General features: G+C 64.9%; 9 protein-coding genes. 7 read left to right on the top strand and 2 right to left on the bottom strand.

What is annotated here, in order from left to right:
• Window positions 1-77: 77 nt before the first annotated feature.
• Window positions 78-2,858, top strand: coding sequence for a glycoside hydrolase family 2 protein (locus ASG03_RS14640; RefSeq protein ID WP_062694144.1), 2,781 nt, complete (start codon window positions 78-80; stop codon window positions 2,856-2,858).
• A gap of 533 nt (window positions 2,859-3,391) precedes the next feature.
• Here the strand turns inward: ASG03_RS14640 and ASG03_RS14635 are convergent.
• Window positions 3,392-4,291 (bottom strand): DMT family transporter, encoded by a 900-nt coding sequence (locus ASG03_RS14635; protein ID WP_062694142.1) that lies wholly within the window; start codon window positions 4,289-4,291, stop codon window positions 3,392-3,394.
• Window positions 4,292-4,412: 121 nt separating this feature from the next.
• Here ASG03_RS14635 and ASG03_RS14630 point away from each other — a divergent pair, with 121 nt between their 5' ends.
• Window positions 4,413-5,126, top strand: a complete 714-nt coding sequence (locus ASG03_RS14630) for an ArsR/SmtB family transcription factor (protein WP_082475783.1) — start codon at window positions 4,413-4,415, stop codon at window positions 5,124-5,126.
• Between the two features lie 57 nt (window positions 5,127-5,183).
• Here ASG03_RS14630 and ASG03_RS14625 read toward each other — a convergent pair whose 3' ends face one another.
• On the bottom strand, window positions 5,184-6,206 hold the full coding sequence (locus tag ASG03_RS14625) for a LacI family DNA-binding transcriptional regulator (RefSeq protein WP_062694139.1): 1,023 nt from the start codon (window positions 6,204-6,206) through the stop codon (window positions 5,184-5,186).
• A 202-nt stretch (window positions 6,207-6,408) separates the two neighbouring features.
• Here ASG03_RS14625 and ASG03_RS14620 point away from each other — a divergent pair, with 202 nt between their 5' ends.
• From ASG03_RS14620 to ASG03_RS14600, 5 genes are read left to right on the top strand one after another with little or no spacing between them, the layout of a single operon-like run.
• Window positions 6,409-7,734 carry an ABC transporter substrate-binding protein gene (locus ASG03_RS14620; RefSeq protein WP_062694137.1) on the top strand — a complete coding sequence of 442 codons (1,326 nt, stop codon included), beginning with the start codon at window positions 6,409-6,411 and terminating at the stop codon, window positions 7,732-7,734.
• A 26-nt stretch (window positions 7,735-7,760) separates the two neighbouring features.
• A complete protein-coding gene (locus tag ASG03_RS14615) occupies window positions 7,761-8,777 on the top strand; it encodes a carbohydrate ABC transporter permease (protein ID WP_210168550.1) in 1,017 nt (338 codons plus the stop codon).
• 13 nt (window positions 8,778-8,790) lie between these two features.
• Entirely contained in the window at window positions 8,791-9,612 is an 822-nt protein-coding gene (locus ASG03_RS14610) for a carbohydrate ABC transporter permease (protein ID WP_062694133.1), read from the top strand.
• Window positions 9,613-9,619: 7 nt separating this feature from the next.
• Window positions 9,620-10,801 carry an ABC transporter ATP-binding protein gene (locus ASG03_RS14605; RefSeq protein ID WP_062694132.1) on the top strand — a complete coding sequence of 394 codons (1,182 nt, stop codon included), beginning with the start codon at window positions 9,620-9,622 and terminating at the stop codon, window positions 10,799-10,801.
• Between the two features lie 36 nt (window positions 10,802-10,837).
• Window positions 10,838-12,832, top strand: a complete 1,995-nt coding sequence (locus ASG03_RS14600; protein ID WP_062694130.1) for an alpha-amylase family protein — start codon at window positions 10,838-10,840, stop codon at window positions 12,830-12,832.
• Window positions 12,833-12,886: the final 54 nt, after the last annotated feature.

Here is a 12,886-nt window from a genome sequence, read left to right as displayed (position 1 = left end):
GTGGAGGGGCGTCGCGGAGCCTTGCCCTCCTCTTCATGTTTTCGCCTCTCCGAAGGCCCCATCACCAGGGAACCGTCATGTCCTCTTCGTTCGCCAAGCCCGCTTTGCCGCATGTCCCAACCCGCCGGGCGCTCTCGCTCGACGGCGTCTGGTCCTTCCGCCATGACAGCGACGGCATCTGGCGCGAGGCGCGCGTGCCCGCACCCTGGCAGGCCTGCTTCGAGGATCTGGCGGTGAGCTTCGGCACGGCCACCTACCGCCGATCCTTCTCGATCCCTGCCGACTGGTCCGGATCCGAGATCGCCGTCTGCTTCGGCGCGGTCGGAGAGATCTGCTCGGTGGCCCTGAACGGGACGGAGATCGGCCGTCACGAAGGTGGCTATCTCCCGTTCGAGATCGTCCTGCCGCCCCATCTTGTCCGGGACGAGAACGAGCTGCAGGTCATCGCAACGTTGCCCGACGCCGCCCGGCATGGGGACACGCCCGATTTTGCCGAAATTCCCCATGGCAAGCAGAGCTGGTACGGGCCGCAGGCAGGCATCTGGCAGTCCGTCCACCTCGAGGCACGACCCGCCCTGCACATCAGCAGCCTGCGCCTCGATCCGCACTGGCCGGAGGGCCGGCTGGACATCCGGGCCACTTTGTCGCAGCCGGTCGCCGCCGCATTGACCTTGACGGTCACCGATCCTGCCGGCGCCCTCGTCGCCACGGAAACGGTGCAGGCGACCGCCGGTGTCGCTGCACACACGCTTCAGATCCAGACGCCGGCGGTCTGGTCTCCGGACGCGCCGAACCTCTACCGTGCGCAACTGTCGCTGCAGCCGGAGGGCGCCTCGCCCGATGCTGCCGCCGACGAACGGGTCTCGACCTTCGGCTTTCGAAGCTTCGTCGCGCGCGACGGCTATCTCTGGCTGAACGATCAGCCGCTCTATCTGCGCGGCGCGCTCGATCAGGACTACTACCCCGACGGCTTCGGGACTCCGCCCTCGCTCGAGATGCTCGAAGACCAGCTCCGCAAGTCGAAGGCCATGGGGCTGAACTGCCTGCGATGCCACATCAAGGTGCCGGATCCGCGCTATTACGAGGTCGCAGACCGGCTCGGCATGCTGATCTGGACGGAGATCCCGAACATCGAGACCTTCTCGCCGGCGGCTGCACGGCGCCTGCAGGAGACGATGGTCGGCATTCTCGCGCGGGACCGCAACCACCCGTCGATCGTCATATGGACCCTGATCAACGAGGACTGGGGAACGCGCCTGCGCGAATCCGCCGAACAGCGCCGCTGGATTTCGGAGATGGTCGATTGGCTGCGGGCGGAAGATCCGATGCGGCTCGTCGTCGACAACTCGGCCTGCTTCCCGAACTACCACGTGAAGACCGACATCAACGACTACCACTTCTACCGGACGGCAACCGACAGGCGGGACGAATGGGACCTGCTCTGCAAGGAATTCGCCGGGAACGCGGACTGGACCTTCTCGACCGACGACGAAGCGGTCCGGACCGGCAAGGAACCCCTGATCCTGTCCGAGTTCGGCGTCTGGGGCCTGCCCGACCCGGCACGCCTGCGCGGAGACGACGGGCGCGACCCCTGGTGGGCGAGCTACGGTGCGACATGGGCGGACGGGACAGCCCTGCCCCAGGGCGTCGAGGCCCGCTATCGCGAACTGGGCCTGTCGCAGGTGTTCGGCCCGTTCCCGGCCTTCATCGAGCAGGTGCAGTGGCACCAGTACATGAACCTCAAATACGAGATCGAGGTCATCCGGCGACACCCTGAGATCGGCGGCTACGTGGTCACCGAGCTGACCGACGTGCATTGGGAAGGCAACGGCCTGATGGACATGGCGCGCAATCCGCGCGTGTTCGCCACCGCGCTTCCGGAGGTCAACGGCGACGTCGTGATTGCGCCCGGCACCGTCACCCATGCGGTCGCCTCCGGCGGGACCGCCCGGTTCGAGCTCGCGCTGTCGGCAGGCGGTTCGCTCGTCCCGGCCGGAAGCCGGCTCGAATGGGCGCTCGCAGACCAGAGGGGCGTTGTCGATGTTCCCGAGATCCGGCCGATGCAGGTTTACGAGACCTCGCTCGACATCGCCGTGGGGGCGGTGGCCACGTCATTGCGCGCGCCGGTCGCCTTTCGCCTGCTTGCCCCGAACGGTGCGCCGCTCGCGACCAACACCGAAACCCTGTCGCTCTACGGCGAACGCGAGATCACCGGAAGCCCCGCCTTCGCGACGGATCGTGAGGACGTCGAACAGCGTCTGACGGGTCTCGGCTACGGCGCGCGGGGACCCCAGGAGGCGGAGGTCTTCGTGACCGACCGGCTGACCCCCGAGATGATCGAGAGGATCCATGGCGGCCTCCACGTCCTGCAGATCGTCTCGAAGGCGCCGGGCCGGCTGCGCGACGACACGCCGCCGCGGGACGGACCGACGTCGATCGAAATCGATCCGGGGGCCGGCGGCCTGATTTCCGGTGCCTATTTCACCTTCCCCGGCTATTCGCTGGTGGACCGGCACAAGTCGCTCTGGAGGGGTGACTGGGTCGGCAATTTCTCCTGGCTGAGGCGCGACGGGCCGTTCTCGCACGTGCCGGGCGGTCCGCTTCTCGACCTGTCCTTCAACGACGTCGTGCCGCATCAGGTCATGACCGGATTTCGACCCTGGGAGTTTCACGGCCGCGTTCACGCCGGCGTCGTGATCGGTTGGGTCCACAAGCCGGCAGCCTTTCTCATCGAAAAGCGGCTCGGCCGTGGCAAGCTCGTGGCGACAACGTTCCGGCTTCTGGGCAGCCATCTGACGGATGATCCCGTCAGCACCGCGCTGCTCGACGGCCTGATGCGCCTGACGGAATCTCCCTGATCAAGACCGTTCACGCCACGGCGTGATGGGGCGACGACCCGCGACCCCGCAGCGGCAACGACCGCGCGGGGCGGGCCTTAGACAGCGCGCAGGGTTCGCGCGTGCGCCTGCAGCGTTGGTGGAGAGAGCTGCTTCGACTGGGATCCCTTTGCCGCGCTCCTCGGCGACGACATCGAAATGGTGCGCCAGGACGTGAAGAGCATGCTGGACGCCGTGTTCTCGATCATCGAACAGGGCAAGGCAAAGGAAGCGCTGATCGAGATTCCGCCGATCTTCCGCGAGAACATCGCATTCTAAGCGCGTTGCGGAAAAAAGGATTCACGCAACGCGCTTGAAGGTTTTGTTGTGATGCATGTCGTTTCCCGAAACCGCTGCACACGTTCGGGCGACATGCATGAGCCCGACCTTACCGCCGACACCGTTTCGCGAAACCACGCGCTCTCCGCAACAGGACGTGCCGGGCCGCGCGCACGGCAGAGACGCGCTTTAGGCAAGCGGAATGACGGGGGACGCGGGTGGCGCCTCTCTCATTCTCACGCACCCTGTCTTCGCTGCGGCATCGTCATGGCGATGACGCTCGCCACCACGAACACCAGGCCGAGCAACGCGTTCGGACTCGGCGTTTCCCCCAGGAGGAGGACCCCGATACCGACGCCGATCGGCACGCGAAGATAGGCCTGGGCTGTGGTGCCGACAGAGCCGAGCCTTTGCAGCAGCGTGAAATAGAGGACAAAGGCCAAGGCCGTCGAAAAGACGGACAGGGCGACGAGAGCCGCGATCGACGACGGGGCCGGCGCCAGCGTCCAGGGCTGATCGATGACGAGACTGACGGGCAGAAGGATCGCGCCGCCCCAGATCAGGGATCCCGCGGCCGGCATCATCGGGTCGAGATCGCGGAAAGTCCGCCCGAACGTGACGGCGCCGCCATAGGCGACCGCGGCAAGGACGATGGCAAGCTGCGCGACGACATCCGTGCCGACGCCGGTCAGGGCCGCCGGACCGACCACGAGGCAGATGCCGCCGATCCCAAGGGCGACGCCGAACAGCTTCAGGCCGGTCACGGCTTCATGACGCGTGACGATGGCGTTGATCAGAAAGGCGAAGACCGGCGTCAGGGCGTTGAGGATGACGGCCAGCCCCGCATCCACATGCTGCTCCGCCCAGGCAATGAGCGTGAAGGGCAGGACGGCGTTCAGCGCCGCCTGGATGAGGAAACGGCGGGTGTTGCGCCGGTCCGTCGGCAGGCTCAGCCCGCGCAGGCGCAGAACCACAAACAGCAGACTGCCCGCAAGGATCGTCCGTGCGGCGATCAGCGTGATTGGCGGGATCGTGGTAACGCCGATCTTGATGAAGGTATAGGAGCCGCCCCAGAGTGTTGCGAGCGCCAGAAGCATCAAGAGGCTGACGGCAAGGCGGGGCTGCGGTACGGGCATGTCGTGTCCAGATCGTTGATGGCAATGGACGAACCCTTACAGGTTTTCAGGCCCGGACGCTTCGGTGATCGCCGAAACGTCCGGGCCTGACACGTGGCCGGCAAAGCGGTAATCTTCCGCCATGATCGACCATCCCACCGGCAACATGATCGCGCAATCGGCCCATCTCATGGGTGACCCGGCGCGCGCCAGCATGCTCGCCGCGCTGATCGGCGGAGATGTCTTGACCGCCGGCGAACTGGCCTCCCAGGCCGGCATCACGCCGCAGACGGCGAGCGGGCATCTTGCCAAGCTGCTCGACGGCCGGCTGGTGGTTGCCGAGCGACAGGGGCGCCACCGCTATTTCCGGCTGGCCTCCGCCGCCGTCGCACAGGCCCTGGAAGGGCTCATGGCGCTTTCGCCGCCTCCGCCCGCCTTTCCGGCCCGGCGCCACGGCCCGCGCGACGCCGCCATGCGGCAGGCCAGGACATGTTACGACCACATGGCCGGCCGTCTTGCCGTCGACCTCACCGCCGCCCTTCAGCAGCGCGGTTTTCTGCACCGGTCCGACGGCGTGGGCGTTGTCTCGGACGCGGGCCACCGCTTCTTCTGCGACTTCGGCATCGATCTTGCTCCGACCAGCCGATCGACGCGTCCGCTCTGCCGCCTCTGCCTCGACTGGAGCGAGCGCCGGCCGCATCTCGCGGGCCAGATCGGCGCGGCCCTTCTGGCGCGCACCCTCGCCCTTGGCTGGGTGGTGCGGACGCCGAACAGCCGGACGCTGACGATCACCCCCGCCGGCGCCCGCGGCTTCTCCGACATGATGGGCCGGGCGGTCGACGGACGGAACGGATAACTGCATGAAAGGCCGGGCGCGTCCCCTCGGACCCGCCCGGCCGGACGACACGCCGCATCAGCCGCCCTCGCCCCGGGGTGGCGCACAGGAGGTGCCGAGGACGAGCTTCGGGATGGCGATGTGCGTGCGAGGCGGCAGCCCCGCGCAGCCCCGCAGCTTCATGCGCTCCGTCAGGAAGGTTGCAGCCCTTTGGGCGAGTTCTTCGACCGGCTGAGCCGCTATTGTCAGGCGCGGCCTGACGACGTTTCCCCAAGGCACATCGTCGACGCCGGTCAGCGATACGTCGCCCGGACAGTCGAGACCGAGGTCATGGATAGCCTGCAGTGCACCGAGCGCCATAAGATTGCTCGCGGCAATCAGCGCGGTCGGACGTTGCGGCCGGGACATCAAGCGGACGACATGGTCATACGCCTTTTCACCGCTGAAATCGGCGACGACCTCCAAGGCGGGATCGACCGGCAGGCCCGCCGCTGCCATTGTTTCGCGAAAGCCTTTGAGTCTGAGAGCGGCCGTCCCCTGCACGGGGTCGCCGCCGATGAAGGCGATCCGCCGATGACCGAGGCGCCGAAGATACTCCGTCAGGATCATTGTCGCCAGCGCATTGTCCGAGCTGACGAAATCCCGGTCAGCGCCCTCGACGTTCTGATCGATCAAGACCACTGGAATATCGAGCCGACGCAGGAAAAGGGCGAAGGCCGGATCATTCATCATCGGCGCCATCAGGATGCCGCCGACGCGGTGTCGCCGGAGCTGTTCGATCGTGTTGCGTTCGCGTTCCGGGTGTGCCGCCGTCTCCGCTACGATCACCATGTGATCCGTCTCCGACAGCGCAGTCTCCAGCGCCCGGAGCAACCGGCTGAAGAAGGGATTGCCGATGTCGCCGAGAACAAGGCCGACGAGCTTGCTGTGTCCGCGCTTGAGACTTTGCGCCAGACCATTCGGCGTATAGCCGATAGCCGCGCTTGCATCCTGAACGCGCTTCAACGTTTCGGCGCTGACGGGGCCGGTTCCATTCATCGCGAGCGAGACGGTCGAGATCGCCACGCCGGCCTTCTTTGCCACATCGCGTATGGTTGCCATCATCATCTCCGTCGAACCGTTGCGTCTGCTCTTTATCCCGGGGGATGTCCCGGCGATCGACGATGCGAACGGCCTGGCCCTCTGTTTTATCTGTTTGAGCGATGTTCGATGCTTGCACGCTAATTTAAGACATGCATAATTCCTAATCGAAACGGTTTGATTTACCAAGCGTACCGTTCGCATCGGCCCTGGAGATGGTGATATGACCCCTTTGAAACATGGCCTTCGGCGATACGGTCTTCGTCTGCTTGCCTTGGCGGCGAGCGTCATCGTTCCTGCTCTGATCGGCGCCCTGCCTGCGGCCCAGGCCGAAGAGATCACGCTCAAGATGTGGACACTGGACAACACCGGTTATCCCGCCTTCATTGCCCAGGCGGCCGAAGCCTTCAGGAAAATCCATCCGAACGTCACGATCGACCATCAGACGTTTCCGGGCGACGCCTACAAGACCAGCCTGCCCGTGGCGCTCGTCGGCTCCGACGCGCCGGACGTCTTCTTCAACTGGTCTGGGGATGCCGCCAAACGCCTGGTGCGCGACGGACTGGCGCTGGACGTCACGGAGTCCGCGATGGCCCAGGGCGGTTTTGGCACGGAGCTCGGCGAAGGCCTTCTGGATGCGTTCCGCTACGACGGCAAGCTGTACGGCGCCGCGGCCGACGCCGTCAGCAAATATGTCTTCTACAACAAGGATTACTTTTCGGCGCATGGTCTCGCCGTTCCCAAGACCCTCGGGGAGCTGGCTGGGCTCTGCAAGGCCGTGCGGGCCATCAACCCGGACACCGTGCCGATGCCGCTCGGCAACAAGACGCGCTGGAAGGCGATCCACTGGATGACGACGCTGAACGAACGCGTGATGGGCGTGGACGGCACGGCCGCGGACTACGATCTCTCGCGGCCCGCCGAGGCCCTCTTCACCGATCCCGGCTATGCCAAGGCGTTCGACGAACTGTTGAAATTGCAGGACGCCGGATGCTTCGAGGAAGCGCCGAATGCCACGGAATACACGGTCGCGGACGCGATGTTTGCGACGCAGGCTTCCCCGATGGAGTATTGCGGCACCTGGTGCACGGCAGGGCTCGACGCCGCGGGCTTCACGAACTACGGCTTTTTCCGCCTGCCGCTGGTCGAGGGCGGCAAGGGCGATGCCGGTGCGAATTTCCTCGTGCCAGAAGGCTTTCAGGTGTCGAGCAAGACGCAGCATCCTGCGGAAGCCGTGGCCTGGATCAGCTTTCTTGTCTCGCCCGAGCAGGGCGCGAAATTCGCCGAAATGACGAAGCTCCTGCCGTCGAACCCGACGCTGATTGACAGCGTTCCTGACGCCACGCCCCAGTTCAAGGCGATCGTTGCCGACATGGGCACTTTCACCCGTGGCGTCAACGTCCTGGATGTTCTGCTCGATGCCACCGTGGCCGAAGCCTATCTGAACGCGACGGTCGAGGTTCTGAACCGAACCGCAACGCCGGCCGAGGCCGTCACGCAGATCCGGCAGGCGGCGCTGTCCGCCCAGGCGAAGCTCGCGGCGAAGTAGTCGCGCGCGGATCGGCGGTGACCACCATGACGCAGCCGGTACCGCAACACAGCGACGGGCGGGAACAACCGAGCCTGCCTCCGGAGAAGCCGCACCGCGTTCCGCGCAAGGCGAACATGCACAAGACGGGCACGAGCAGTACGGGTATGGGCAGTACGGGCATGGGCAAGACCGATACGCGTCGCCCAGATTTGCTCGGTGCTGCCATGCTCCTGCCCGCACTCGCCCTTGTCGGCCTGTTCATTCTCGCGCCCGCAGTCTATGCCATCGTCGGATCCTTCTTTGCATTCACCGTCACCGCGCGCGATTGGGCATTTGTCGGTCTCGGCAATTACGTGACGGCTGCAGGCGATCCCGTGTTCTGGACGGCGCTCCGCAACAATGCGTTCCTGATCGTCGGCTCGATCATCACGCAGATCGGCATCGGAACCGCGCTCGCAGCGATCCTCGATCGCGGCATTCGCCGGGGCAACACGGTCTATCGCACCATCATCTTCATGCCGGTGGTGGTATCCTCGATTGCTGTTGCCTTCGTCTGGATCCTGATCCTTGATCCAACGGTCGGCCCGCTGAACGCAATCGTCAAATCGCTCGGCTTTCGGCCACCACGGCTCGGATGGCTCGGCGACCCCGGGATCTCGCTTCCCTTCCTGCTCGTGATCGCCGCCTGGCAGAACGTCGGCTTCCAGATGATCCTGGTCCTTGCGGGCCTGCAGGCGATCCCGCGGGAGCTCTATGAAGCCGCGGCGCTCGACGGCTGCCGAGGTCTGCGTGCGTTCCGCTACATCACGCTTCCGGGCATCCGCAATATCCTGATCGTGGGCACGCTGATCACCATCATCGGCGGCCTGAAAGTGTTCGACCTCGTTTTCGTGACGACGGGCGGCGGGCCTGCCAACGCGACCCAGGTGCTGGGAACCTATACCTATCTTCAGGCTTTTCGGCTCGGCAACATAGGTTATGCGAATGCCATGTCGGTGGTGCTGCTCGCCATCGCTGTCCTCTTCGGCTGGCTGCAGCTGCGCCTGTCGCGCACGACATGAGGACGGCTCGCCCATGAACACGCGGTATCGCCTCGTTTCCGCCGGCCTGCATGTCATCATGACGACCTGGACGCTCTTCGTCCTTGCTCCACTCTGCCTCATGTTCGTTGCCGCCTTCAAGACGCAGGCAGAGATCTTCACAAGACCGCTCGACCTGCCGAAATCGCCGACCTTTGCCGCGTTCGAGCGGGCTTGGGCCATCGGCATCGGAGGCTTCCTCGTCAACTCGCTGATCGTGACTGCGATGTCGGTGACCCTGATCGTCGCGGTGAGCGCCCTTGCGGCCTATGTGCTCGCGCGCACGCCCTCTGTCTGGATGAAGCTTGTCTACGTCATGATCGTTGCCGGCTTTGCCGTGCCTGTGCAGAGCGTGCTCGTCCCGCTCTATCAGCTTCTTTCCACCGCAGGCCTGCTGAACTCGCGGATCGCCATCGTCATTCCCTATGCGGCCTATGGGGTGCCCTTCACCACCATGCTGTTTTATGCGTTCTTCCTCGAATTTCCCCGCGAACTGGAAGAGGCCGCAAGGCTGGACGGTTGCAACCGGTTCCAGGTATTCCGGCGCATCGTCCTGCCCCTCTCGGGCCCCGTCGTCGCGAGTGCCGCCATTTTCCAGGCCGTGTTCACCTGGAACGAATTTATCCTGGCGCTGATGCTGCTCACGGAGACACGGGTGCGCACGCTGCCGGTCGGCATCTACGGCCTTATCGGCCAATACAGTGCAGACTGGCCGGCCCTCATGGCAGGCCTTTCGATCGCAACCCTCCCCCTTCTCGTGGTCTTCGTTCTCGGCCAGCGCCATTTCGTCCGATCGATGTCCGGACTTGGAAAATAGGATCGTCATGCCCCGTCTCCAGATCGATACCGTGATCAAATCCTATGAGAGTTTCACCGCCATCAAGGGCGTCAGCTTTCACGCGGATCCCGGCGACTTCATCGTCCTCGTCGGGCCGTCCGGATGTGGAAAATCGACACTGCTGCGCGCGATCGCCGGATTGGAGACGATAACCTCCGGCGCGATCCGCATCGACGACCGCGACATCACCCATGCAGAGCCATCCAGTCGTGGGGTCGCCATGGTGTTTCAGAACTATGCGCTCTACCCACATATGACGGTTGCAGAGAACATGGGATTTGCCTTGAAGATGGCGGGCCGATCCAAGGCCGACATCCGGGATGCCGTCGCAAAAGCCGCCCGTATTCTTCGAATAGAGGAGCATCTCGGCAAGACACCGAAACAGCTGTCCGGCGGACAGAAGCAGCGCGTCGCCATTGGCCGGGCCATCACCCGCGCGCCCGACATCTTCCTTTTCGACGAACCACTGTCGAACCTCGACGCCGCGCTCCGATCGCAGATGCGCGTCGAACTCGGGCGTTTGCACGCCGATCTCGGAGCGACGATGGTCTACGTGACGCACGACCAGACGGAAGCCATGACCATGGCAACCCGGATCGTGGTGATGAACGAAGGTCGCATCGAGCAGGTTGGCCCGCCGCTGGACCTCTACAATCGCCCGGCAAATCGCTTCGTGGCCGGCTTCCTGGGCTCTCCACGGATGAACTTCCTGGAGGGGTGCGTCACGGCAAGCGCCGAGGGGATCCTTGCCGTGACGGTGGACGGACTGGAAAGGCCCGTCACCCTAAAGACAGAGACCGGGCTTGCCCCTCCGATCATCGGTGATGCGGTCACGCTCGGAGTGCGGGCAGAGGCACTGGGTGCCACCGCCTTCGATGAAGACGCTTTGGGTCCGGACCGCGCGGGCTCGGCCGTGCCAGGCAGGATCACCCTTCAGGCCCACGTTGCCGTGCTGGAGAGCCTCGGCCGAGAGACCCTGATCTATGCCGATGCGGGCACCTTGCAGACCTACGATTCCGAATCACAGGACGGGTACCTCGCGGTGCACCGCTCCAGCCAGTGCCACATGCGGCCCGGCGACCCGCTGACGCTCTCGATCGATCCCGCCGCGATCTACCTCTTCGACCGCAACGGCCAGACGCTGCGGTTTGCGACACACGCGGCCTGACTGACAGGCTACCTGAACCCACATGACCGAGGCTCCATGCGCTTTCGCCAGATTCATCTCGACTTCCACACGTCCGGCCTGATCGACGGCATCGGCTCGCGGTTCGATCCGCAGGCCTTCGCGGATGGCTTCCGCGCGGCGCATGTGGATTCCGTCACGCTGTTTTCCAAATGCCATCATGGGCTGTCCTACCACCCGACGGAAATCGGGCGCATGCATCCGGGCCTCGGCTTCGATCTTCTGCGCGGACAGATCGACGCGCTGCATTCTCGCGGAATCAAGGCGCCCGTGTATCTGTCTGCGGCCTGGGACGAACATGCAGCGGAGATGCATCCGGAATGGCGCATCGTTTCGCCGGGCGGTGTCCTTCCGCAATCGCGCAACGAGCCCACCGGATGGGCCTTTCTCGATTTCTCGACACCCTATCTCGACTATCTCTGCCGACAGGTGGACGAGGTCATGCGCCTGTATGGCGATGCCGACGGCATTTTTCTCGACATCTCCTTCCAGATGCCGACCCTTTCCGTTGCGGCGCGTGCGAAGATGGAGGGGCTCGGGCTCGACTGGACCGATCCCGGCGATCTCGAAACCTTCGTCGGGCACTCGACAGAGGCCTATTACGAAGCGGTGACGGCTGCCGTCCGCCGGCATGATCAGGCCATGCCGCTGTTTTTCAATTCCGGTCACGTCCGGCGCGGCCAGCGGCAGCATTACCACCGATTCTACAGCCATCTCGAGCTTGAATCCCTGCCGACGGCCGGCTGGGGCTATGATCACTTCCCTCTGAGCGCCCGCTATGTCGATCCGATCGGCTTCGACTTCCTCGGCATGACCGGCAAGTTCCATTTCACCTGGGGCGAAGTCGGCGGCTACAAGCGCGCCGAGGCCCTGATCTATGAATGCGGCGCCATGCTGGCCCATGGCGCTCGCTGTTCCATCGGCGATCACCTGCACCCGACAGGCGCGCTCGACCCGGCGACGATGGCGATCATCGCACCGGCCTATCGCTGGGTCGAGGCGCGGGAGCCCTGGTGCCTTGCCTCGGTCAATCGCGCCGATATCGGACTGCTCTCGCTTCAGGCGGTCGAAAAGCCGGGGCCCCAAGCCGATCGCGACAGCGTCGCCGATGATGGTGCATCCCGCGTGCTTCTCGAAGCCGGCCTGACCTTCGACGTGCTTGACCTCGACAGCGACTTTTCGCCCTATCGCCTCCTGATCCTCCCGGATGCGGTCCCGGTCGATGACGCTCTGCGCGTCCGCATCGAGCACTATGCGGCGGCCGGCGGCCGGGTGCTCCTGACCGGGCGTAGCGGCATCGATCCCGAACGCGGATTCGTGTTTGATCTCGGCGCCGTTTGGGAGGGCACCTCGTTGATGACGGGCGGCGACTATTGCCTGCCGATTCCGTCGCTGCAGGCCGACGGGATCGATCAGCCGCTTTTCATGTACCGGCCCTCCGAACGGATAACGGCTAGGGACGGCCAGCCACTCGGTGCCGTGTACGAGCCCTATTTCGACCGCACACCCCGCCATTTCTCAGGTCATATCCACGCCCCGAGCCGGCCCGAGGCCTCGCCTTACTGCTCGGGCGTGCGCAAGGGCAATATCGTCTATCTCGCGCATCCGATCTTCGGCATCTATCATCAGGTCGGCGCCGTCCGGATGCTGGAGATGGCGGAGCGCGCGATCGAATATGCGCTCGGCGGGGAAAAGCTGGTTACGACCAGCCTGCCGAGAGCCGGAAGGGTTACCGTCCGTCGCCAACCCGCGCAGGGTCGTGACGTCGTGCACCTGCTGCATGCGACACCCGCGCTTCGCGGTCACCTTTGGGACGCCAATATCCAGCCGATTCAGGACATCACGCCCCTTTTCGATGTCGCGGTCTCGCTTGGAACGGATGCCCCGGTCAACGCGATCCGCATCGTCCCGGCCGGTCCTGATCTCGCTTTCGTCGAGACAGGAAAGGCCGTCTCCTTCACGCTTCCGCGCCTCGACGGGCACACCATGATCGAGGTGGTCTACAGGACATGACCGGGGGGCCGCGGCCGCGCGTCAGGACGCGTCGCCGCGGCCCCCCGTTGCGCC

The sequence above is a fragment of the Rhizobium sp. Leaf341 genome, assembly GCF_001424325.1.
In the GTDB taxonomy this organism is placed as follows: Bacteria; Pseudomonadota; Alphaproteobacteria; order Rhizobiales; family Rhizobiaceae; genus Ferranicluibacter.
The sequence above is the reverse complement of the archived record's forward strand: the minus strand, read 5'-3'. Positions and strand labels throughout refer to the sequence as shown.

Excerpts from the sequence above, each read along its gene's own strand:
- ASG03_RS14640 (WP_062694144.1), top strand. The coding sequence starts at position 78 with ATGTCCTCTTCGTTCGCCAAGCCCGCTTTGCCGCATGTCCCAACCCGC.
- ASG03_RS14635 (WP_062694142.1), bottom strand. The coding sequence starts at position 4,291 with ATGCCCGTACCGCAGCCCCGCCTTGCCGTCAGCCTCTTGATGCTTCTG.
- ASG03_RS14630 (WP_082475783.1), top strand. The coding sequence starts at position 4,413 with ATGATCGACCATCCCACCGGCAACATGATCGCGCAATCGGCCCATCTC.
- ASG03_RS14625 (WP_062694139.1), bottom strand. The coding sequence starts at position 6,206 with ATGGCAACCATACGCGATGTGGCAAAGAAGGCCGGCGTGGCGATCTCG.
- ASG03_RS14620 (WP_062694137.1), top strand. The coding sequence starts at position 6,409 with ATGACCCCTTTGAAACATGGCCTTCGGCGATACGGTCTTCGTCTGCTT.
- ASG03_RS14615 (WP_210168550.1), top strand. The coding sequence starts at position 7,761 with ATGACGCAGCCGGTACCGCAACACAGCGACGGGCGGGAACAACCGAGC.
- ASG03_RS14610 (WP_062694133.1), top strand. The coding sequence starts at position 8,791 with ATGAACACGCGGTATCGCCTCGTTTCCGCCGGCCTGCATGTCATCATG.
- ASG03_RS14605 (WP_062694132.1), top strand. The coding sequence starts at position 9,620 with ATGCCCCGTCTCCAGATCGATACCGTGATCAAATCCTATGAGAGTTTC.
- ASG03_RS14600 (WP_062694130.1), top strand. The coding sequence starts at position 10,838 with ATGCGCTTTCGCCAGATTCATCTCGACTTCCACACGTCCGGCCTGATC.